Below are 20649 nucleotides of genomic sequence, written 5' to 3'. Positions count from 1 at the left end.
TATAAATACGTGCGGTGGCGCGTGCCTGCGAGCGGCCGGAGCGAAGCGGAGGCCGCGAGTGAGCACGCGCGAGGGACGCGGTGAGCGCTCGGAGAGCGCGAACCGCGAGGCTGGGGAGGCGTGAGGTGCGTTGTTGTGCTGTCGAGGTGGGACTCAAAGGGGCAGCCGGCGAGGCGGGCGCAGGCGACGCAAGCACCGCAACGAGGGAGCGATAGCGACCGAGTGAGGCGCGCAGCGAGCGTGCGCCCGCCTCGCCGGCTGGGGCTTTGGCGGTGTCGTCCGTCGACTCGCTAACGGCCGTCTACCGAACAGTTCCATCGAAACCAGCCACGTAGTACACGTATCGAGGCGACACGCCTTACCCCGCGCGCCCCGTTACCTCCGAGTATGGCCTCCGAGGCGTGCGACGTCTGCGAGCGGTCCGTCCGGATCGCCGGCGGGATCGGCGACCTGTGGAACTTCGCGTTCGAGTCGACGCAGGGACTGACGCTCGAACTCACCGACGGCTCGGAGTTCTTCCTCTGTTTCGACTGCATGGAGCGGCTGCCGGACGACCACGAGCCGACCGCCGAGGACGTGGCCGCCCTCCGGGAACGCACCGACCCGGTCGAGGACGACGACAACCACTTCTGGCACTGGGGCTGACGCGGGGCACTCGCCCTCCGCTAGTAAAAAGCGACCGCCGCGTCAGTCCGCCTTCGACTCCTCGCCGGACCCGCCCTCGTCTATCTCGGGCGTGGACGGCGCCGGCTCGACGCCGGTATCGGCGGGCGTCTCCGCTCCGTCGGTGACCTCGTTCGACCGCGCGCCGCTCCCGAACAGCCGGTCGAGGATGCCGCGGTCGCTGCGCTTCTCCGCGAGCAGCACGGAGCACTCCACCTCGTTGAGCACGTCTAACACGAGCGAGCCCCGGACCAGCCGCGAGAGCAGCCCCTTCTGCGTCGCGCCGATGATGAGCATCGTCGCGTCGCGGGCGGCGCGCTCGATGCTGTCCTCCACGTCGCCGGTCTCGATCCGGAGCGCCGCGTCCGAGAGGTCGTGCTCGTCGGCCCACTCGGACAGGAACGCTCGGCCCTCCTCCTCCTCGCCGTCCTCGGCGACGTGGAGCAGGGTGACCTCGCCGTCGAACTCCGTCTGGAGCATCTTCGCGACCGCCCCGGAGAGGTCGGAGGCCGGACCGCCAGCGGTCGGCACGAGGATGCGCGAGGCGTCGAAGCCGCGGTCGCGGAACACGAGGAAGTCCGAGGGGAGCGAGTACGCCAGCTCGTCGACGGCGGACTCGGCGCGCCCCGGCGCCCCGTGGGAGTCCTTCCCCCAGCCCATCACGGTCATGTCGGCGCCGTAGGTGCGCGCGGCGTCGAACACCTCCTCGAACACGCGGTGCGACAGGACGACGTGCGTCTCCACGTCGACGCCGAACGTCTCGGCGTCCTCGCGGGCCTGGTCAAGGAGGCCGTGGGCCGCCTCGTGGGCGCCGCGGTCGCGGGCCGCCTCCAGGGAGGTCTGGTCGGGGACGTTCGCGATGTTGACCGCGACGACGGTGCCGTCGCGCTGCTTCGCGATGGCGGACGCGAGCGTGATCAGGTGCTCCTCGGTCGCGGGGTTCGCGAGCGGCACCATCACGCGGTAGTCGCCGCCGCTCGGCTGGACGGAGGTCGCCGCCGAGACGGCCGGCTCGGGCAGGTCCTCGGAGCGGTCGAGGATCCACGTCCCGAGCACGCCGCGCGACTCCACCTTCCCGCGGGCGTACAGCAGGTACCAGAGCAGCGCGAAGACGACGAGGCCGGCGGACAGCAGGATGATCGTCGGGTCGATGTAGTAGATCAGCGCGAACGACGACACCGCGCCGATTATCGGGACGACGGGGTAGAAGGGGACCTCGAAGTCGGGGTCGTACCCCTCGACCTCCGACTCGCGCATCACGATGAGCGCGAGGTTGAGCAGGCCGTACACCACGAGGTGGAGCACCGACCCCATCGTCGACAGCGACTCGACGCTCCCGGCGACGAGGAAGAGGACGATGAGCGCGCCGGTGAGCGCGATCGACTTGTACGGGGTGCCGAACCGCTCGTGGATCTGATTGAGCTTCGGGGTGACGATCTTCTCGCGGCCCATCGCGAAGTTGATCCGGGACGACGAGAGGATCGAGGCGTTCGCGGAGGAGGCGGTCGCGAGCAGCCCGCCGATCAGCAGCATGGCGGCGCCGACGGCGCCCAGCGAGAAGCCGAACAGCGAGTACTCGCCGAACAGCAGCCTGGCGGCGTCGACGACCGCGGTCTCGTTGTTCGCGACCAGCTCGTTCGGCACCGCGGCGAGCAGCACGAGGAGGAACAGCGCGTAGACGACCGTAACGATGATCACCGAGCCGAGGACCGCGAGCGGGAGGTTCCGCCCGGGATTTTTGATCTCCTCGGCGACCGAGGTGATCTGGACGAAGCCCAGATACGAGACGAAGATGATCCCCGTGACCGGGAGCACCTCGCTCGTCGTCCCCGGCGGCGCGAGGGGGCGAAGCGACGACATCTCGGCGTTCAGCAGGCCGACAACGGTGAAGACGGCGAGGATGCCCAGAAGCGACATCACGATGACGATCTGGAGCCCGCCGGTCTCCTTCGCGCCGAAGTAGTTGACGGCGATGAAGAGCAGCGCGCCCGCGAGGCCGATCACCTGCGCCGCCTCCAGCGTCACGAATCCGAGCCCGATCGGCCCGAGGCCGACCAAGGCGTTGACGTACTCGCCGAAGCCGTACATGTAGAACGCCGACGCGAACGCGAGCCCGAGCCAGTTCGCCCACCCCGCGACGGAGCCGAACATGGGGCCGAGCGCGCGGTTGACGTAGAAGTACGCCCCGCCCGACTTCGGCATCGCGGTCCCCAGCTCGGAGGCGGACAGCGCGGTGAACAAGGCGATCACGCCGCCGAGGACGAAGGTGAACGCCGCGAGCGGGCCGGCGCGGGCGACCGCGGTGCCGGGCAGCACGAAGATCCCGGCGCCGATCATCGTCCCGATCCCGATGGTGAGCGCCGCGAGCGGACCGAGGTCCTTCGCGAGCTCCTCGTCGCCGCTCACGGCGGGCCACCTCCGGCGGTTGCGACTCTCGGTGCGTGTATCATACCACAATTCAACCGCCCGGTCGTATAAACCCGGCTGATCCGGGCGACGGCACCGTTTCCGCGAGGCGACGGCGACCGCGCGTCGCGCCTTTTGAACGGAACACAAGGACCATACCCTCACGCGCCCCGGTACGATCTAACAGGTGGATCCCGTGACGAAGAAACGCGAATACCGCGACGACTACGACGAGAAGACGCTGTTCATCCCCGGCCCGACCGAGGTCCGCGACGACGTCATCGAGGCGATGGCCGAGCCGATGTTCGGCCACCGGATGGACCGGATGACCGACCTCTACACCACCATCGTCGAGGACACGAAGGAGTTCCTCGGCACCGACAACGAGGTCGTGATCCTCACCGGCTCCGGCACGGAGTTCTGGGAGGCGACGACGCTCAACCTCGTCGACGAGCACGTCCTCGTGCCGACCTGCGGCGCGTTCAGCGAGCGCTACGCCAACGTCGCCGAGCGCCTCGGGAAGACCGTCCACCGCCTGGAGTACGAGTGGGGCGAGGCGGTCAAGCCCGAGGACGTGCGCGACGCGATCGAGTCCGCGGACGTCCACTACGACATGGTCGCGGGCGTGATGAACGAGTCCTCCACGGGCGTCCGGAACCCGGTCGAGGAGATCGGCGACGTCCTCAAGCAGTACCCGGACACCTACTTCGCCGTCGACGCCGTCTCCTCGCTCGGCGGCGACTACGTCGACATCGACGAACACGGGATCGACGCCGTCTTCGCGTCCACCCAGAAGGCGTTCGCGATGCCGCCGGGGCTCGCCGTCTGCGTCGTGAGCGACGACGCCTACGACCGCGAGGTCGAGAAGGGCGACTCCTCGTGGTACGGCGGCTTCCGCCGCACCATCGACTACTACGACCGCAAGGGACAGACGCACTCGACGCCCGCGATCCCGATCATGTTGGCGTACCGCACGCAGATGAAGCGCATGCTCGACGAGGGGCACCGCGCCCGCGACGCGCGCCACCGCGAGATGATGGAGTACGTCCACGACTGGGCCGACGAGCACTTCGCGATGTTCCCCGAGGCGGGCTACGAGTCGCAGACGGTCGCCTGCATCGAGAACGCGCGGGGGATCGACGTGGCCGCGACGATCGAGGAAGTGAACGAGGAGTACGACATGGCCTTCTCGAACGGCTACGGCGACCTCGGCGAGGAGACGTTCCGGATCGGGCACATGGGCGAGCACACGGTCGAGAGCGTGAAAGCGCTCACCGACGCCATCGAGGACGTGGCGGACCTGTAATCCGGCGCCCGCACCGACCGAGTTCGAGCCGCGTCAGTCCCCGTCGCGGTCGGCGACCAGTTCGATCCGGTAGGTCCGCCCGCCGGCCTCGGTCGGGGTCGCGTCGACGACGACGAACGCGTGGTCGCCGACGTCGACGATGTCGCCGGTGGCGAGCGGTTCGCGCCGCTCGTCGCCGCCGTCCGCGGTCGCGCCCCCGCTCGCCGCCGCGGCGACCGCGTCGGGACCGACGCCGAGCGCCGCCTCCCCCCGGTCGACGGCGCGGCGCCAGAACGCGTCCGACGGCTGCCGCGGCCCCAGCCGCGACGCCAGTTCGCTCCGCGTGAGTCGTCTCATCGGATCCGCCTCGTCGCGCGCGCACTTAGCCGGTTCGGATCCCGACGAGACGGCGGGCGACGGCGACCGCGACGTCGACGGACCGCGCGTCCGAGTCAGTCGGACCGGGCCGCGTCTACAGCCAGAGCAGTTGCGCGTGCCGCGTCCCGTCGAACTCCAGGACGGTCTCCTCGTCGACGAGGCCGGCCTCGACGGCGACGCCGACCGCCTCGGTGCCGACGATGTTCGCGACCTGCGCGCGCCGGAGCCCCTCGACCACCTCGTCGGCGGTCGCCTCGACGGCGTCGTCGCCGCCGTAGAACGCCTCGCTCACGGTGAGCGTCGCGCGCCCGTTGTCGTACGTCTCGCCGAGACAGTCCGGGTCGCAGACGGAGACGAGCCGTCCCTCGGCGGTCTCGCGCTCGCGGAGCAGCATTCAGAAGCCCTCGGGCCCCTCGCCCTGGAGCTCGCGCTCCGGGGCCTCCTCGCCGCCGCGACCGCCGGCACCGCCGCGACCGCCCCGCGGGGGCTGGCCGCCCGGCCCGGGCGCCTGCCCGGTCTGTTCCTCGACCATCTGCTCTTCCGCCTCGCGGCGGAGCTCCTCGGCGCGGTCGGCGACCTCCTCGGCCTGCTCGTGGTCGCCGGCCTCCTCGAGGGCGCGGGCCTTCTCCTCTAAGACGCCCGCGTCGCGGTAGCCGAGGCGGATCGCGTTGTCGAAGCACTTGACGGCGTCCTCGGCGAGGCCGCGCTCGACCAGGAGGAACCCCCGGTTGTACCACGCCTCGGCGAAGCGCGGGTCGGTCTCGACGGCGCGCTCGGCGTGTTCGAGCGCCTGCTCGCCCCGGCCGGACTCCCAGAGGGCGTACGCGAGGTTGGTCTCGGCGGTCGCGGCGTGTTCGGACTCCTCGTCGATGCGCAGCGCCTCCTGGTAGGCGCCGATCGCCTGGTCGAACTCCTCCAACTGAGCGTGGGCGGCGCCCTTGTTCACCCACGCCTCCTGGGCCTCCAGCGAGCCCTCCTCGGCGAAGTTGGCGGCGCGCTCGAACGTCTCCGTCGCCTCCTCGAAGCGGTTGATCCCCATGTACGAGAGGCCGACGTCGATCAGCTGCTCGACGTCGACGTCCTCGCTGCCGATGTTCCGGCGGTCCAGCTCCTCGGTCAGCACCCGGGAGTCGACGGGGTCGACGCGGCTCGGGTCCTCGCCTAACTCGGGCGGGTCGAGGGTGAACGCGTCGTAGTCGGCGTCGACGCCCTGTCCCGAGGAGAACTCGTGGCCGTCGTCGTCGCGTTCGTCGGTCATACGCCCGGATTGACGGTCACGACGCGTAAGGGTTGCGTCGTGCCGGGCCCGCGGGGGCGACTCCCACGGGTGAAGCTTTTCGTCGGTGGGGCCCGTCTCTCCGCGCGTATGCCCTCCGACTCCCGACTCTCCACGCGGCTCCGGTTCGGCGTCGCGGCCCTCCTCGTCGCCGTCGGCGCCGCCGCCAGCCTCGCGGTCGCACCGGGCTTGCCCGAGCGGATGGTGACGCAGTGGAACGGCGCCGGCGAGCCGACCGGAACCCTCCCGCGAACGCTCGGGATGTGGTTCGTGCCGGGGCTCGCGGCCGGGCTGATCGGCCTGTTCGCGCTGCTCCCGCGGATCGACCCCCTCGGGGAGAACATCGCCGCGTTCCGCGTCCACTACGACCGGTTCGTCGTCGTGGTCACCGCGTTCCTCGTCGCCGTTCACCTCGCCGTGCTCGCCGTCAACCTCGGCTACGCGGTCGACGTGACGACGCTCGCCGTGGCCGGCGCGGCCGCGCTGTTCTACTACCTCGGGACGCTGCTCCCGCACGTCGAGCCGAACTGGTTCGTCGGGATCCGGACGCCGTGGACGCTCAGCGACGCCGCCGTGTGGGACCGGACCCACGCGCTCGGCGCGCGGCTGTTCAAGCTCTCCGCCGCGATAGCGGTCGTCGGCCTCTTCGCCGGCGAGTACGCGGTGTACTTCCTCGTCGGGCCGGCGCTCGCGACCGCCGCGGCCACCGTCGCGTACTCGTACGTCCTGTACGCGCGCGGACCGGACGAGGGGGACGACGGCGACGCGAGCGCCCGGACGGCGAAGTAAGGCCCGCGCCGGGGGCGTCCCGCGTTCGGGCGAGTTCCGCCCCGGTGCCCGGCGTTTATACCTGCGGCCCCGAAGGGACGTGTATGACCGAGGAGTCACGCGCTGACCGGCGGTCCCCTGTCGGCGAACCGGTGGTCCGGTCGGACCCGGCGGTGACGGGCGACCGGGCCGCGGACGCGGTGGGGTTCGACCCGAACGACCCCGACAGCGTCGCGGAGGCCGCGGAGACGGTGGCCCGCTTCGCGGCCGGCGACGTGAGCGACGACGACAACGTCCTGATGCTGCGCGGCGCCGCCGCCTGCGCGGCGCTCGTCCGCGGCGTGGGGTCGTACAAAGAGGCGGCCGAGCGCGGGGGCGAGGGCGTCTCCGTCGCGTTCATCCGCAAGTGGGCGCGGGTCCACGACCTGCCGCAGGCGGTCCGGCGGCAGGTCGCCAACGGGCGGATCGCGCCCAGCGCCGCGAAGCACGTCGCGCGGCTCGGCGGGCGGGACCGCTACCTGCTCGCGTGGGCGACGATAGACGGGGACCTCACGGTCCGCGAGGTGCGCGCCGTCGCGTCGGCGGTCAACGACGGGGCGGACGTCGCGGCCGCGGTCCGCGACGCGGGGGTCGAACTCGGCCGGCTTCAGCTCCGGCTCCCGGCGGACACCTACGTCGAACTGCGCCGCCGGGCCTCCATGGAGACCGTCGATCCGGGCGCGATCGTCGCGGACGCGCTCGACGAGTACCTCGGCGACGACCGGTAGACGACGAGACCGAGGGAACCGCGCGTCGCCGACTAGGCGGCGTAGTCGGTCGCGAACCGCTCGGCGGCGGCGGCGACGGCGTCCCGCGCCGCGACGACCTCCTCCCACGCGATCGTCTCGTCCGGGTAGTGCGCCTCGTCGATGGTGCCGGGACCGAACAGCACCGCCGGGATCCCGGCGGCGACGAAGTGTCGCGAGTCCGCGCCGTACGTCGCGCCCCGCGGCTCGACGTCCGGGTGGCCGGTCGCGGCGAGGCCGGCGCGGACCGCCTCCACGACCGGCTCGTCGACGGCGATCTCGGCCGGCTCGAACTGGACCGAGAACCGCTCGAACCGGGGCGGGTGCTCGCGCAGCCAGGGGTCGTCGGTCGCGACCCGGTCCAGCCGCTCGCGGAACGCCGCCTCCACCTCGGCGACGGTCTCGCCGGGCGCGACGCCGATCCGGAACTCCGCGTCGAGCGTCGCCGGGACCGTCGAGGCCCACGAGCCGGCCTCGACCCGACCGCAGACGACCGGCCACGGGACCGGGAAGGACTCGTACAGCGGGTGCGACACCGACTCGGCGCGCTCGGCCTCTAAGTCGGCGAACGCCTCTCGCACGGCCTCGAACCGCGGGAGCACGTCCTCGCCGCGCCACCGGGTGGCCGCGTGCGCGCTCCGCCCGTCGATCTCCAGCCGGGCCATGAGCGACCCCTCGCAGGCGACGACGGGGCGCAGCTCGGTCGGCTCCGCGACGATCGCCGCGTCGCGCTCGAAGGGGAACGGGCTCGCGAGCGCGGCGGTCGCGGCGCCGTAGCCGCCGTCCTCCTCGCCCGCGACGGCCTCGACGACGAGCCGGAGCCCGGACGGGGGGAGGTCGACCGAGCCGTCCGCGACCCCCTCGCGGACGTCCACCGCGGCGCCGACGCAGGCCGCCAGCCCCGACTTCATGTCGGCGGCGCCGCGGGCGGTGAGCGTCTCGCCGTCGCGGCCGGGCGGCGCGTCCCGGGCCGCACCGTCGCCCCAGACCGGCTCGAACGGGTCGCTCGACCATTCGGCCGGCTCGGCGGGGACGACGTCGAGGTGGCCGTTCAACACGAGGGTGGGGACCGAGTCGTCCCCGTCGCCCGCGTCGGTCGCGTCGGTCGCGTCGCCGAGTTCGAGAACGCCCGCGACGCTGCGCCGCCCCTCGACGGCCGCCGCGTCGAGGTCGTCCGGAAAGGAGGGGTGGTCCGCGAGGACGGCGGGGTCGGCGTCCCAGGCGTACGTCTCGAAGCCGAGGTCGGCGAGTCGCTCCGCGACGAACGCGGCCGCGGCCGCCTCCTCGCCGGCGGTCGAGCGGTGCCGACAGAGGTCGGCGGCGAACGCGCGCATGTCGAAGTCCATGGTCGCGGCGACGGCGGGGGCCGGGAAACCGTTTCGGGTGGCGACGCCGACCCCTACCGCGGTTCTAAACGTTTATCCGTCGGCTGACCCTACGACAGTTCGTCTGGGCCGGTAGCTCAGTTAGGGAGAGCGTCCGGCTTTTAACCGGACGGTCGGGGGTTCGAATCCCTCCCGGCCCGTACAGCGAGACGGTGAGCAGCGCGAACCGTCGAGCGAACCGATCGGGAGGGATTCGAAGAGACCGGTCGCGCGCAGCGAACGGAGTAGGCGAGGCCGTCGAAAGGAGGAAAAAGCGCCTGGAGCGTCGGCGCGGGCTCAGTACCCGAGCTGCTCGCGCACGAGGACGACCGTCGTGCGGCCCTCCTCGGTCTCGCGGCGGTAGATCAGCTGCTTCGCGATGGCGGACTCGACGCCGTACGCCTCCTGCGCGCGCTCGTTCTCCAGCGGGTACGCGACCGACTCGAGCCGGTCGAGGGCGTCGTCGAGCGTCGGAACGATCTTGTTGATCCCGGTGACGATGACGACGTTACCCGCCGCGAACGGGTACGCGCCGATCCGGCTGCCGGAGAGGTCGGCGGCGACGAGCTCGCCCGTCTGCGCGACCGCGTTGATGCCGCCGAGGAAGTAGTCCGCGGTCTGGGACTCGCGCCGCGCGGCCTGACGCTCCGCGTCGTCGTCGATGTTCCAGATCCGGTCCGGGAGGCTCTCCCACTCGTGGTCGCCCTCGCTCAGGAACTCGTCGAACCCGATCTCTTCGAGCGTCGTCGAGTGCCCGTTCATCACGGAGACCCCGGCGGGGATCCGCGACGTCACGGCCTCCAGCGCCTCGTCGGCGTCGTCGACGACGACCGCGTCGAAGCCGCGCTCCTCTAAGTTCGCGACCGTCTCCTCGACCGTCTCGTCGTCGGGAAGCTCGTCTAGTTCCGCGTCGATATCGGCGTCGGCTGCGTAATCGGCCTTCTGCTGTGGCATGGTGAACGTGAAAACCTCGTCGGGCGAACGGAGGGCCGGGAGTCACTTAACCGCTCGCGGACACCGCCGTCCGGTGGTGACGCGGGTGTTACCCTCGTGTCGCGCGAGCCGAATGTAGGGGTCGGTAGCGCGGGACTCGGCATGGAGAGGTGTGGATCCGGACCGAGGAACGAGCGCGTCGCTACGCGGGTCCGGTCGTCGATAAAAGTCGCGTGTCGTCGGGCCCGGAGGGGCGCGCGACGGTCGGTCGAGAGGCGGTGCGGCTCGGCGTCAGGTCGGGGTCAGGGGGCTGTGTGAGTTCTCGCCGAACTTCACATCGCGCCGCCCATGCCGCCCATGCCGCCCATGCCGCCGCCCATGCCGCCGGGCGCGCCGCCGGGGCCGCCGTCGTCGCCGCCGTCGTCGGTGCCGCCGCCCTTGAGGTCGCCCGCGGCGATGACGTCGTCGATGCGGAGGATCATGACGGCCGCCTCGGTGGCGGACTCGATGGCCTGGGTCTTGACGCGGAGCGGCTCCACGACGCCCTCGGCCTCCATGTCGATCACGTCGCCCGTGTAGGCGTCGAGACCGGCGCCGAACTCGCCGCCGTCGTGGCGGGAGCGGAGGTCGACCAGCGAGTCGATGGGGTCGAGGCCCGCGTTCTCGGCGAGGGTGCGCGGGACGACTTCTAAGGCGTCGGCGAACGCCTCGACGGCGAGCTGCTCGCGGCCGCCGACGGAGTCGGCGAAGTCGCGGAGCTGGAGCGCCAGCTCGGCCTCGGGGGCGCCGCCGCCGGGCAGCACCTTCCCGTCAAGCAGCGTCGTGCGGACGACGCCGAGCGAGTCGTCGATGGCGCGCTCGACCTCGTCGACGACGTGCTCGGTGCCGCCGCGGAGGATGAGGGTGACGGACTTCGCCTCCTCGACGTCCTCGACGAAGATGCGCTCGTCGCCGCCGATGTCCTTCTGGGCGACGGAGCCGGCGAAGCCGAGGTCGTCCGTCTCGATGTCGTCGAGGTTGGAGACGACGCGGCCGCCGGTCGCGCGGGCGAGGCGCTTGAGGTCGTCGGACTTCGCGCGGCGGACGGCGAGGATGCCCTCCTGCGCGAGGTAGTGCTGCGCCATGTCGTCGATGCCGTCACCGACGAAGACGACGTCGGCGCCGATCTCGGTCAGGTGGTCGACCATCTCGCGGAGCTGCTCCTCTTCCTGGTCGAGGAACTGCTGGAGCTGGTCGGGGTCCGTGACGTTGACCTCGGCGTCGATCTCCGTCTCCTTCACTTCGATGGCGCCGTCGAACAGCGCGACGTCGGCGTCCTCGACCGCGAAGGGCATGTTCTCGTCGACGCGCTCCTTGTCGACGATGACGCCCTCGACGAGCTCGGACTCGTCGATGGAGCTGCCGACGACCTTCTCGACGGAGACGTTCTCCGTGTCGATGCCGTCGTCGTCCTGGACCGCGAGGACGGCGTCGACGACGAGCTCGGCGAGGAGGTCCTTGGAGTTCTCCGCGCCCTTGCCCGTCATCGCCGTCTCGGCGATCTCGACGAGCGTGTCGCGGTCGTCGGCGGAGACGTCGATGGCCTCCTCGTCGAGGATCTCCTTGGCCTTCTCGGCGGCCTGGCGGTACCCCTGCGCGAGGGTCGTCGCGTGGATGTCCTGGTCGAGGAGCTCCTCGGCCTGGTCGAGGAGCTCACCGGCGACCACGACCGCGGAGGTGGTGCCGTCGCCGACCTCCTCCTCCTGCGTCTCGGAGACCTCGACGATCATGTTGGCCGCCGGGTGGTCGATGTCCATCTCCTTCAGGATGGTGACGCCGTCGTTCGTGACGACGACGGACCCGCCGGAGTCGACGAGCATCTTGTCCATCCCTTTCGGGCCGAGCGTCGTGCGGACGGACTCCGCGACCGCCTTGCCGGCCGTGATGTTCATGTTCTGCGCGTCCTTTCCGGAGGTACGCTGCGACTCTTCAGAAAGTACGATCATGGGCTGATTGCCCATCCGCTGACGCTGTGACATTACAGCCATTGATTGATTGTGATTCTATATAAATCCTTTGCTCGGTGCGTGAGAAACCGCAACACGGTGGAGGTATTAGCGAGAGTCATGCGGTGCGTTCACACGGCCCTTTATATAGAACTTCAGATCACGTACTGGGCGTTGGGTGTTTGTGGACGGACTGCGGTGGCGCGTGCCGACGAACGCCCGAAGGGCGTGAGTCGCACGCGCGAGGGAGTACGCTGGATCCCGGAGCGAAGCGGAGGGTGCCAGCGACGAGGCTGGGGAGGCGCGAGGCTGCGGTGGCGGTCGGGGTCGGGCGGGACTCAAATGGGCAGTCGGGAGTGTCCGTACTACTCACGGAATGATAAACAGAAACGGCTGTGTTGGAAACTACTGGTTCTGGGGGGTTCCGACCGCATGCCGAATAGAGATAGTAACTGTGTGACCGGTTTATTTTATTCCAAGCACCAAAACTTATTATAATGTCCATGTCGACGTGCTCGCATGGCAACGGACGGTTCCCCGAAACCAAAGGACTCTGCGAGATTATTCGAAGGGAGAACGGTCCCAACCCTTCTCGGTATCGGACTCATGATTGCTGGCCTATCGTTTCTCTTTGCGATTGTGCCTCAAGTTGCGTTTGGGGTCTTGCTCATTCTCTCTGGGTCGATCCTATTTAATTCGTATTCGTGATATGCGACTGTTAGTACACTCCGCTGATCCTCGGTTACGGGTCACGCGGAGACCAATCAGAGAACGATATCAACGGCCCAGAGATCGAGACCGAATATCGCTTACTGCGGCGCGCTGAAGCTCACGTCGTCGTCGAGCTCGTTCGACATCCGCTCCAAGTACGAGTACACCGCGCCGTGCGGGGCGCCGTCGAGCAGCATCCCGACCGCGCGCCGGACCACTTCCAGCTCCTCGGGCTGGCCGACGGCGCCGACCGTCGAGCCGTAGACGACGACGTTCGCGCCCGACAGCTCCTCGATCAGTTCGCGCGTGCGACCGTTCTCGCCGATGATCCGGCCCTTCTTGCGTTGGAGGTCGTTGTCGTTGCGGGTGTGTTCCGACAGGTCGATCAGATCGAGCGTCCGGAGATCGTGGTCGAGGATCGACAGCGCCGTCTCCGGCTTGAAGCCGCGGCCGATCGCCTTGATCACGTCGGGGGCCACCATCGCCGCGACCGGGTCGTCGCGCTCCTCGATGGCGACGCTCCCCGACTCGGAGTCGATGTCGAGCCGCACGTTCGCCCGCTCTTCGATCTCCCGCATCGTCTCGCCGCCGGCGCCGATGACGACGCCGATCCGGTCCTGCGGAACCGTCACGTGTTGCATGCCACGGGGTACCCGGCGGAGCCTTTTAAGCGTGTTCCGCCGCGGGCGGTGTGTGGCCGCGTGACGGTGGTCTTCGGCCGCTTACGCCGGAGCCCGCGTCGGTCTACTCGGTCGCCCCTTCGTCCGACTCCGGTTCGCCGTCCGCTCCCGGCTCACCCGTCGGATCCGGTTCGGGCTCCGTCACGTACGCGCGGAGGTCGTCGGGGTCGACGTCGATCCCCTGACGCGTGAAGAAGGCGGCCACGTTCTCGCAGTCGCGCGTCAGGAACTCCCCGGCGTTGGGGTGGTGGACCGTCACCGCCTGCCCGAGGTCGATGATCACCAGCTCGCCCTCGTGGATGATCATGTTGTACTCCGAGAGGTCGCCGTGGATCAGCCCGGCGCCGTACAGGCGGCGCATGTACTCGCGGACGACCTCGTAGGCGGTCTCGGGGTTCTCCACGTCGACCTCGCTCAGCCGCCGGGCGCGGTCCTCGGCGTGCCCGACCAGCTCCATCACGAGAACGTTCCGCTGGACCGCGATCGGTTCGGGGACCCGGACGCCCGCCTGCCGCGCGCGTTCGAGGTTCGCGAACTCCTTGCGGGTCCACGCCAACACGACCGCTTTCTTGTCGTTCGCGATCCCCTCGAAGCGCGGGTCGCCCTCTAAGTACTCGCGCATCTGCCGGAAGTTCGAGGAGTTGATCCGGTACACCTTCACCGCGACCTCGCGCTCGGGCGCGACGCCCTCGGGGCCGCCGCCGGCCGCCTCGGACCCCGGCTCCGGTCGCTCGCCGGCCTGCCCGCCGAGCGCCTCGAAGACGCTCGCCTCCTTCCCCGTAGACACCGGCCCGCCGAAGGCGTCGACGTAGCCGTCCTGGACCAGCTTGTACACCGCCGCGAGCGTGGCGTCATCGAACACCGACTCCTGTAGCTTGAACTGCTCGGTGTCCTTGATCCGCTTGCGGAACTCGTCGAACTCGCGGTCCTGCCGCCGGGCGATCCGGTCGGCCTCGGTGTCGGAGACGTCGAGCTGCTCCCACTCGTCGCCGGGCTGGTCCGCGGGTTCGAGCAGGCCGAAGTCCTCGCTCATTCGTCCCGGGGTTCGACGCGACGAGGGATAAGCGAGGGGGTCGCGCGGCGCGGGAGGTCCGCCGCGCTACAACACGTCGAGCGCGTCCTCGACCGGCATGTGGCCGTCGCGGACGGCCTCTAGGATCGTCCGCCGCTCCCCGGTCTCGGGGTCGACCTCGTCCGCGTCGCCGTCGCCCCCGCCGACCTCGCCGAGCGTCACCTTCTCGGTCTCACCGACGAACTCGGGGAAGTCGGTGCCGTCGGCCAGCGCCGTCTCCTTCTTCACGCGGTAGGAGCCGGCGTCCGTGGTGTAGAGGTCGCCCGGGTGGAAGAAGTACCAGTCCTCGCGGTCGAACCGGACCGCGATCCGGGCCTTCGCGCCGAAGTTCCGCGCGAAGAAGAGCAGCGCCTCCACCTCCTCGCCGGTGAGGTAGATGGGGTCGCCCGCGCTCGACTTCGCCTCGATGGCGTAGAACGTCTCGCCGTCGCCGGCGAGCACGTCGGGCAGCTCGCGCTCCGTGGCGGAGCCGCTGGCCGGCGCGCGCATTACCGCGAACCCCGCCTCGTCCAAGGCGTTCACCAGCTCGCGCTCGCGGCGGTCCCCCTTCCGGTTAGCGGACACGGTCGTCGTCACCCGGTTCGGTCATGGGCGCCGTAGGCGCGAGGCGGGCAAAAGGGCGGCGGGTTCCGGCGCCCGAGTGCCGCGACCGCGCGCGATCACCCTCGCAGCCGCCACCACAGCGACCGGATCCTGTAGCCGAGCGACCCGCGCTGGTACCCGCTCCACCCGCTTATTCCGCCGGCGAGCGTCGACGCCTCGTAACCCGCCTCGTCGAGCACGCGGGTCGCGCGCTTGGCGACGATCCCCATCTTACAGACGGTGACGACCTCACGGTCGTCGGGGATCTCGTCGAGCCGGCGGCGGAGTTGGGCGTCGTCGCCGCTCCGGAGGTCGTCGTACACCGGCACGTTCCGGCTCCCGTCGATCGCGCGGCGCCCGTAGTCCGACTCGGGCCGAATGTCCAGCAGGAACGGCTAGTCGTCGGTGCCGAGGCGTTCGTCGAGTTCGTCCGGGCGGATGCGGCTCATGGGCGGACGGACGGCCACGCGGGGGAAACCCCTGCCGACCGCGGCCGGCACTCGGCGACCGGGACCACTCTCACTCCCGCATCCGCTCGGCGTGCTCGACGACGACCCGGCCCAGCCGCTCCGTGCGGCGCCGGATGTCCCCGTCGGTGATCCGCGGCCCGCGGTCGGGGGCGGCCGCCGCCGTCTCGACCTTCGAGGAGGCGCCCTGGATCCCGACCTCGTGGGGGACGGTCCACGCGTGGACGTTCCGGAACGTCGACCGGAGGTGTTCCAAGGTCCCGCCGTAGGAGCCGCCGCCGGCGGTCGCGAGCAGCCCCACGGCCGTGTCCGCGTACTCGTCTGAGCCGCAGAAGTCGTGGAAGTTCTTGAACGTCGACGAGTAGGAGCCGCGGTAGACGGGCGTGCCGGCGAGGACGCCGTCGGCCTCGCGGACGCGGCGCTTCAGGGCCTCGCTGTCGCCCTGCGCGCCTTCGTCGGGATGGAACAGCGGGAGGTCGACGGCCGCGAGGTCGATCAGGTCGGTCTCCGCGCCGGCGTCGGCCGCGGCGTCGAGCGCGACGCGGAGCGCGGCCCGCGTGGTGCTGTCCGCGCTCCGGCTGCCGGAGACGGCGGCGATTCGGGTCATGATTCGGGTTCGAGGTCCGACCACAAAAACGCGGCCGATCGACGGACCCGTCGGGCGCTCACCAGGCTCCGCCGCTCGCGGCGCCCGTCGCAAGCCTCGCGACCGGCACGGGGCATTATTGCCCTCGCCGCCGACGTGGTCGGTATGGACGAGATTGCCTTCGGCACGGACGGCTGGCGCGCGACGCTCGACACCTTCACCGACGAGCGCGTGCGGATCGTCGGGCAGGCGGTCGCCGACCACCTCGACGCGGCCGGTCGCGACGAACCGGTCGCGGTGGGGTACGACGCCCGCGAGACCTCCGAGGGGTTCGCCGAGAGCCTCGCCGAGGTGCTCGCCGGCAACGGCTTCGACGTACTCTTGCCCGAGCGCGACGCGCCGACGCCCGTCATCGCCCACGCCATCGTCGCCCGCGGGCTCGCCGGCGCGTGTATGGTCACCGCCTCCCACAACCCGCCCGAGTACAACGGCGTGAAGTTCATCCCCCACGACGGCGCGCCCGCGCTCCCCGACGTGACCGAGGACGTCGTCGACCGGCTCGCGGAGCCCGCCCTGCTGCCCGAGGCCGAGCGCGGCGGAATCGAGCGCGTCGACCTCGTGAGCGACCACGCCGACGCGGCCCGCGAGGTGGTGGGCAACCTCGCCGGGGCGGAGGGCGGCGTCGACCTCTCCGGGCTCACGGTCGCGTACGACGCGATGCACGGGAGCGGGCGCGGCGTCACCGACGCGCTGCTCGAATCTGCGGGGGCGGAGGTCGTCCGCCTGCGCTGCGAGCGCGACGTGACGTTCGGCGGCGACTCCCCCGAGCCCTCGGCGGAACATCTCGGGGAACTGGCCGACCGCGTCACCGACCCCGACAGCGACGTGGACCTCGGGATCGCAAACGACGGCGACGCCGACCGGATCGCGGTCGTCACGCCCGACCGCGGCGTCCTCGACGCGAACCTCTTCTACGCCGCCTGCTACGACCGCCTGCTGGAGGCCGACTCCGGGCCCGCGGTCCGCACCGTCTCGACGACTTTCCTCGTCGACCGCATCGCGGAGGCACACGGCGAATCGGTGTACGAGACGCCGGTCGGCTTCAAGTGGGTCGCCGAGGCGATGGGCGAACACGACGCGCTGTTCGGCGGCGAGGAGTCGGGCGGGTTCACCCTCCGCGGCCACGTCCGCGAGAAGGACGGGGTGCTGATGGCGCTGCTCGCGGCCGCGACCCACGCCGCCGAGCCGTTCGACGCGCGCGTCGACCGCCTGCTCGACGAGCACGGGCATATCGCGGCCGGGAAGGTGTCCCTCGACTGCCCGGACGACCGGAAGGAAGGCGTCCTCGACGAGCTGGAGGACCACATCCCGGAGTCCGTCCGCGGCTCCCCCGTCGCGAAGGTCGTTACCCTCGACGGGTTCAAGCTCCTCTTGGAGAGCGGCTCGTGGCTGCTCGTCCGCCCCTCGGGCACGGAGCCGAAGCTGCGCGTGTACGCCGAGGCGGACTCGGAGGCCGCCGTCGACGAGCTCCTCGACGAGGGGCGGGACCTCGTCGAGCCGCTGGTCTGAGAACGGGGCGGGCTGACCGATCGGAGCCCCGGCCGCCCGGACGAGTTTCAGTTCCGCCTTGCGTTCGGTTCGTTTATTTATAAATTAACCGCGTATCGTCGCGTACGGCCCGACGCGGCCGAGAGACACCATGCCCGACGAGCCGCTGCCCGCGACCGAACGTACCGACGCCGAACCGAGCCCGACCGAGCGCGGCGAGCCGCCGAAGCGCGACGCGACCGATCGGAGCGCCCGAGCCGAGCCGGACCGAACGACCGATCCGCCGCCCGACCGGTCCGACGGCGACGCGGCCTGCGAATGCGACCGCGGGCCGGAGGCCGAGGCCGACGAGGCGGGCGAGCCCGACACGCGCGAATACCGGCTCGAACGGCTCCGACTGTGGCGGACCGTCGTCACGCTCGCGGTCGTCGTCGCCCGCCTCATCCGGTCGCTCTGAGCCGGCGGTCGCCGCTCCGATCGGGTGCCTTTTTAGGTGATACCGCCCAAGCTGAACGTATATGTTCAAGGCCATCGTGAGCGCGTCGACGTTTCAGGACGCGCTCGATTCGGTGAGCGTGTTGGTCGACGAGTGTAAGATCCGCCTGAACGAGGAGGAGCTCTCCATCCGGGCCGTCGACCCCGCCAACGTCGGCATGGTCGACCTCACGCTGGAGGCGGCCGCGTTCGAGTCGTACGACGCGGACGGCGGCGTCATCGGCGTCAACCTCGCTCGCTTGGAGGACATCGCCGGCATGGCCAACTCCGGCGACCTGATCCACCTCGAACTCGACGAGGAGACCCGCAAGCTCCACATCGAGATCGACGGCCTCTCGTACACCCTCGCGCTCATCGACCCCGACTCGATCCGCCAGGAGCCGGACATCCCGGACCTCGATCTCGCCTCCGAGATCGTCGTCGAGGGCGCCCAGCTCGACCGCGGGATCAAGGCCGCCGACATGGTCTCCGACCACATCCGCCTCCGCGTCGACGAGACCGACGAGGCGTTCTTCATCGAGGCCGAGGGCGACACCGACGACGTGAACCTCAAGCTCGACCGCGAGGACCTCATCGCGCTCACCGCCGGCCCCGCCGACTCGCTGTTCAGCCTCGACTACCTCAAGGACATGAACAAGGCGATCCCCTCCGACGCCGAGGTCACCGTCGAGCTCGGCGAGGAGTTCCCCGTCAAGCTCCACTACGGCTTCGCCGAGGGGCTGGGGAACGTGACCTTCATGCTAGCTCCGCGCATTCAGAGCGACTAACGCGCCCGAATTCTGCCTTTTCGGGAGGAACAGCGGTCTCGTTTTCCGACCCGACTCACTCGCCGTCCACGACCGGGATCGACACCGTCACCCGCGTTCCCCGCGGCTCCCGCTCGGCGTACTCCACCTCGGCGCCGACCGCGGCGGCGCCCCACGCGACGACCCACAGTCCCAGCCCGGAGCCGTGTTCGAGGGCGGTCTCCCGCCCGGACTCGACCGCCTTGACCTCGTGGTCGGGGATCCCGGGCCCGTCGTCCGCGACGGTGAGGACGAATCGGGGGTCGTCGCCCTCGGACTCGCCCGTCGCGCCGCCCTCTCCGCGGAGCGAGACGCGCACCCAGGCCCCGCCGTCGTCGCGCTCGACGCCCTCGCCGTCGTGGTGGTCGACCGCGTTCTCCACGGTGTTCTCGACGACCGCGCGGAGCGCGTCGGGCCTCACGTGGGTGGTCCAGTCGGCCGCTCCGCCGCCGTCGGTCTCCGCGTCGGGCTCGCCGGCGACCGCGAGTTCGACGACGGCGTCCGGGTCGCGCTCGCGGGCGTCGGCGACGACCGCGCGGACGAGGTCGCGGACGTCGGTCGCCCCGGCGTCGCTGTCGGCGAGGAGCCGCTCGACGGTACCCGCCTTCTCGCCGAGCGCGGCCAGCGCGCCGGCGCGGCGCTCGACGGCGTCCGCCATCCGGACCAGCTCCGGGTCGTCGAGGCGGTCGCGGAGGATCTCGCCGTAGCCGCGGACGACGCCGGCGTCGTTGCGGAGGTTGTGGCGCAAGATTCGGTTGAGCACCTCTAACTGCTGGCGGCGGCGCTCGCGCTCGGTGACGTCCGAGAGGACGACCGTGTAGCCGACGTGGGTCCCGTTCGGATCGGTCAGCCGAGAGACCGACACCGCGTACGTGCGGCGACCGGCGCCGTCGGCGGTGTCGACCTGAACCGTCTCGCGGGAGCCGCCGCCCGCCTCGTCGTCGCCGGGGTCGTCGTCGGCGGCGTCGATCGCCTCGTCGCCGATCCCGACGGGCAGGTCGAGGAAGTCGGCGAGCGGCCGGTCGCGGGCGGTCTCGGCGTCGACGCCTAACACCGTCTCTGCGGCGGGGTTGAGCCGGACGACGCGGCGGTCGAGCGCGAGCGCGACGATCGGGTCCCGGAGGTCGTCGATCGCCGTGCGCTCGGCGGCGCGGCTGGTGGTCGGGTTCCGGTCGAACATCTCCGCGCGGTCGAACGCGTACGCGTCCAGGATCACGTGCGGGACGAACATCACCGGCGCGAGCTGGAGCTGCGGGACCGGGCCGAGCTGGAGCGTCCACGCGACCAGCGCGAACCCCGGCGGCAGCGAGCTCAGGGCGACCGCGGCGCTCTCGCGGCGGTACAGCGGCCCGTAGCTGAGCAGCGTGTCGACGAGGAGGAAGACCGCGCTGGCGACGAGGACGGTCTCGACGGCGACGGTGAGGTACGCCCACGGACCGAACGCGTACGAGACGGTCTCGACGCCGAAGACGGGGGCGCGCGAGAGGTCGGTCCAGAAGGCGCCGTGGAGGGGGTTCGTGGCGACGAGGACGGACGAGAGGAGGCCGAACCCGGCGACCGCCCCGAACGGGCGGCTCCGGACCACGTCGCTCCGGCCGGTGTACTCCAAGGCGAAGCCGAGGAAGGCGACCCCGGTCCAGATCACGCCCAGCCACATCGCCGTCTCCAGCGCGGCGCGGACCGCCGGGTCGGCGACGAGCAGCCCGACGCCGTAGGAGACGCACCACGTCGCCTGCGCGGCGAAGACGCCGAGGAACCAGTCGACGCCGGGGCGGCCGCGGTGTTGGCGGATCGCCCACGCGAGCGCGACCGCCCCCGCCCCGCCCGCGAGGGATCCGACGGCGGGCCAGGCGGGAACGAGGTCGAGGGCCATGTGCGAG

The 20649-nt window shown here is 70.9% G+C and carries 20 protein-coding genes and 1 tRNA gene; 8 read left to right on the top strand and 13 right to left on the bottom strand.

Annotated features, from left to right (window positions below; translation table 11 throughout):
- Positions 1-387 precede the first annotated feature (387 nt).
- Entirely contained in the window at positions 388-645 is a 258-nt protein-coding gene (locus EXE50_RS10960; RefSeq protein ID WP_049932058.1) for a hypothetical protein, read from the top strand.
- Between the two features lie 42 nt (positions 646-687).
- Here the strand turns inward: EXE50_RS10960 and EXE50_RS10955 are convergent, their stop codons facing one another.
- Complete coding sequence (locus EXE50_RS10955; RefSeq protein ID WP_137705087.1) at positions 688-3069, bottom strand: amino acid permease; 2382 nt, start codon at positions 3067-3069, stop codon at positions 688-690.
- A 196-nt stretch (positions 3070-3265) separates the two neighbouring features.
- On the opposite strand from EXE50_RS10955, the gene EXE50_RS10950 reads away from it, so the two are divergent.
- Positions 3266-4375: an alanine--glyoxylate aminotransferase family protein gene (locus tag EXE50_RS10950; RefSeq protein ID WP_053770970.1), complete on the top strand. Its 1110-nt coding sequence runs from the start codon at positions 3266-3268 to the stop codon at positions 4373-4375.
- Positions 4376-4408: 33 nt separating this feature from the next.
- On the opposite strand, the gene EXE50_RS10945 is transcribed toward EXE50_RS10950, so the two are convergent.
- The 3 genes from EXE50_RS10945 to EXE50_RS10935 form a co-directional block, all read right to left on the bottom strand.
- On the bottom strand, positions 4409-4711 hold the full coding sequence (locus EXE50_RS10945) for a hypothetical protein (protein ID WP_137705086.1): 303 nt from the start codon (positions 4709-4711) through the stop codon (positions 4409-4411).
- Between the two features lie 115 nt (positions 4712-4826).
- On the bottom strand, positions 4827-5126 hold the full coding sequence (locus EXE50_RS10940; protein ID WP_053770320.1) for a DUF424 domain-containing protein: 300 nt from the start codon (positions 5124-5126) through the stop codon (positions 4827-4829).
- The gene (locus EXE50_RS10935) at positions 5127-5990 is read right to left on the bottom strand and encodes a tetratricopeptide repeat protein (RefSeq protein WP_053770319.1); all 864 of its coding nucleotides are present in this window, start codon (positions 5988-5990) and stop codon (positions 5127-5129) included.
- 108 nt (positions 5991-6098) lie between these two features.
- Between EXE50_RS10935 and EXE50_RS10930 the strand changes: the two genes are divergently transcribed.
- Together EXE50_RS10930 and EXE50_RS10925 are read left to right on the top strand one after the other, a co-directional pair.
- Entirely contained in the window at positions 6099-6797 is a 699-nt protein-coding gene (locus EXE50_RS10930; RefSeq protein WP_137705085.1) for an SdpI family protein, read from the top strand.
- Between the two features lie 83 nt (positions 6798-6880).
- Positions 6881-7543, top strand: coding sequence for a hypothetical protein (locus EXE50_RS10925; RefSeq protein WP_053770317.1), 663 nt, complete (start codon positions 6881-6883; stop codon positions 7541-7543).
- A 32-nt stretch (positions 7544-7575) separates the two neighbouring features.
- Here EXE50_RS10925 and EXE50_RS10920 read toward each other — a convergent pair whose 3' ends face one another.
- Positions 7576-8907: a M20/M25/M40 family metallo-hydrolase gene (locus EXE50_RS10920; RefSeq protein WP_137705084.1), complete on the bottom strand. Its 1332-nt coding sequence runs from the start codon at positions 8905-8907 to the stop codon at positions 7576-7578.
- 105 nt (positions 8908-9012) lie between these two features.
- On the opposite strand from EXE50_RS10920, the gene EXE50_RS10915 reads away from it, so the two are divergent.
- Positions 9013-9086: transfer RNA gene (locus tag EXE50_RS10915), tRNA-Lys, on the top strand.
- Positions 9087-9222: 136 nt separating this feature from the next.
- On the opposite strand, the gene EXE50_RS10910 is transcribed toward EXE50_RS10915, so the two are convergent.
- From EXE50_RS10910 to EXE50_RS10880, 7 genes are all read right to left on the bottom strand, one after another.
- A complete protein-coding gene (locus EXE50_RS10910; RefSeq protein WP_053770315.1) occupies positions 9223-9879 on the bottom strand; it encodes a lactate utilization protein in 657 nt (218 codons plus the stop codon).
- A gap of 311 nt (positions 9880-10190) precedes the next feature.
- The gene (thsA, locus tag EXE50_RS10905; RefSeq protein WP_121599891.1) at positions 10191-11843 is read right to left on the bottom strand and encodes a thermosome subunit alpha; all 1653 of its coding nucleotides are present in this window, start codon (positions 11841-11843) and stop codon (positions 10191-10193) included.
- Between the two features lie 809 nt (positions 11844-12652).
- A complete protein-coding gene (locus EXE50_RS10900) occupies positions 12653-13195 on the bottom strand; it encodes a KH domain-containing protein (RefSeq protein ID WP_053770313.1) in 543 nt (180 codons plus the stop codon).
- Positions 13196-13298: 103 nt separating this feature from the next.
- Positions 13299-14267, bottom strand: a complete 969-nt coding sequence (gene rio1, locus EXE50_RS10895; RefSeq protein WP_137705083.1) for a serine/threonine-protein kinase Rio1 — start codon at positions 14265-14267, stop codon at positions 13299-13301.
- 66 nt (positions 14268-14333) lie between these two features.
- Positions 14334-14882: a Holliday junction resolvase Hjc gene (gene hjc / locus EXE50_RS10890; RefSeq protein ID WP_053770311.1), complete on the bottom strand. Its 549-nt coding sequence runs from the start codon at positions 14880-14882 to the stop codon at positions 14334-14336.
- 83 nt (positions 14883-14965) lie between these two features.
- Complete coding sequence (locus EXE50_RS10885; protein ID WP_321167088.1) at positions 14966-15277, bottom strand: rhodanese-like domain-containing protein; 312 nt, start codon at positions 15275-15277, stop codon at positions 14966-14968.
- A gap of 130 nt (positions 15278-15407) precedes the next feature.
- Entirely contained in the window at positions 15408-15962 is a 555-nt protein-coding gene (locus EXE50_RS10880; protein WP_053770309.1) for an NADPH-dependent FMN reductase, read from the bottom strand.
- Positions 15963-16106: 144 nt separating this feature from the next.
- Between EXE50_RS10880 and EXE50_RS10875 the strand changes: the two genes are divergently transcribed.
- The 3 genes from EXE50_RS10875 to EXE50_RS10865 all read left to right on the top strand — a co-directional run bounded on the left by EXE50_RS10875 (position 16107) and on the right by EXE50_RS10865 (position 18751).
- The gene (locus tag EXE50_RS10875; RefSeq protein WP_137705082.1) at positions 16107-17510 is read left to right on the top strand and encodes a phosphoglucomutase/phosphomannomutase family protein; all 1404 of its coding nucleotides are present in this window, start codon (positions 16107-16109) and stop codon (positions 17508-17510) included.
- A 130-nt stretch (positions 17511-17640) separates the two neighbouring features.
- Positions 17641-17946, top strand: a complete 306-nt coding sequence (locus tag EXE50_RS10870) for a hypothetical protein (protein ID WP_053770307.1) — start codon at positions 17641-17643, stop codon at positions 17944-17946.
- 61 nt (positions 17947-18007) lie between these two features.
- The gene (locus EXE50_RS10865; RefSeq protein WP_137705081.1) at positions 18008-18751 is read left to right on the top strand and encodes a DNA polymerase sliding clamp; all 744 of its coding nucleotides are present in this window, start codon (positions 18008-18010) and stop codon (positions 18749-18751) included.
- A gap of 55 nt (positions 18752-18806) precedes the next feature.
- Here the strand turns inward: EXE50_RS10865 and EXE50_RS10860 are convergent, their stop codons facing one another.
- The gene (locus tag EXE50_RS10860; protein WP_137705080.1) at positions 18807-20642 is read right to left on the bottom strand and encodes a histidine kinase N-terminal 7TM domain-containing protein; all 1836 of its coding nucleotides are present in this window, start codon (positions 20640-20642) and stop codon (positions 18807-18809) included.
- Positions 20643-20649: the final 7 nt, after the last annotated feature.

Source organism: Halorubrum sp. ARQ200 (assembly GCF_005435115.1).
GTDB classification, from domain to species: domain Archaea; phylum Halobacteriota; class Halobacteria; order Halobacteriales; family Haloferacaceae; genus Halorubrum; species Halorubrum tropicale.
Note: the sequence above shows the minus strand (reverse complement) of the source record. Positions and strands in the feature narration are given on the sequence as shown.

Excerpts from the sequence above, each read along its gene's own strand:
- EXE50_RS10960 (WP_049932058.1), top strand. The coding sequence starts at position 388 with ATGGCCTCCGAGGCGTGCGACGTCTGCGAGCGGTCCGTCCGGATCGCC.
- EXE50_RS10945 (WP_137705086.1), bottom strand. The coding sequence starts at position 4,711 with ATGAGACGACTCACGCGGAGCGAACTGGCGTCGCGGCTGGGGCCGCGG.
- EXE50_RS10940 (WP_053770320.1), bottom strand. The coding sequence starts at position 5,126 with ATGCTGCTCCGCGAGCGCGAGACCGCCGAGGGACGGCTCGTCTCCGTC.
- EXE50_RS10935 (WP_053770319.1), bottom strand. The coding sequence starts at position 5,990 with ATGACCGACGAACGCGACGACGACGGCCACGAGTTCTCCTCGGGACAG.
- EXE50_RS10930 (WP_137705085.1), top strand. The coding sequence starts at position 6,099 with ATGCCCTCCGACTCCCGACTCTCCACGCGGCTCCGGTTCGGCGTCGCG.
- EXE50_RS10925 (WP_053770317.1), top strand. The coding sequence starts at position 6,881 with ATGACCGAGGAGTCACGCGCTGACCGGCGGTCCCCTGTCGGCGAACCG.
- EXE50_RS10920 (WP_137705084.1), bottom strand. The coding sequence starts at position 8,907 with ATGGACTTCGACATGCGCGCGTTCGCCGCCGACCTCTGTCGGCACCGC.
- EXE50_RS10910 (WP_053770315.1), bottom strand. The coding sequence starts at position 9,879 with ATGCCACAGCAGAAGGCCGATTACGCAGCCGACGCCGATATCGACGCG.
- thsA (WP_121599891.1), bottom strand. The coding sequence starts at position 11,843 with ATGATCGTACTTTCTGAAGAGTCGCAGCGTACCTCCGGAAAGGACGCG.
- EXE50_RS10900 (WP_053770313.1), bottom strand. The coding sequence starts at position 13,195 with ATGCAACACGTGACGGTTCCGCAGGACCGGATCGGCGTCGTCATCGGC.
- rio1 (WP_137705083.1), bottom strand. The coding sequence starts at position 14,267 with ATGAGCGAGGACTTCGGCCTGCTCGAACCCGCGGACCAGCCCGGCGAC.
- EXE50_RS10880 (WP_053770309.1), bottom strand. The coding sequence starts at position 15,962 with ATGACCCGAATCGCCGCCGTCTCCGGCAGCCGGAGCGCGGACAGCACC.
- EXE50_RS10875 (WP_137705082.1), top strand. The coding sequence starts at position 16,107 with ATGGACGAGATTGCCTTCGGCACGGACGGCTGGCGCGCGACGCTCGAC.
- EXE50_RS10870 (WP_053770307.1), top strand. The coding sequence starts at position 17,641 with ATGCCCGACGAGCCGCTGCCCGCGACCGAACGTACCGACGCCGAACCG.
- EXE50_RS10865 (WP_137705081.1), top strand. The coding sequence starts at position 18,008 with ATGTTCAAGGCCATCGTGAGCGCGTCGACGTTTCAGGACGCGCTCGAT.
- EXE50_RS10860 (WP_137705080.1), bottom strand. The coding sequence starts at position 20,642 with ATGGCCCTCGACCTCGTTCCCGCCTGGCCCGCCGTCGGATCCCTCGCG.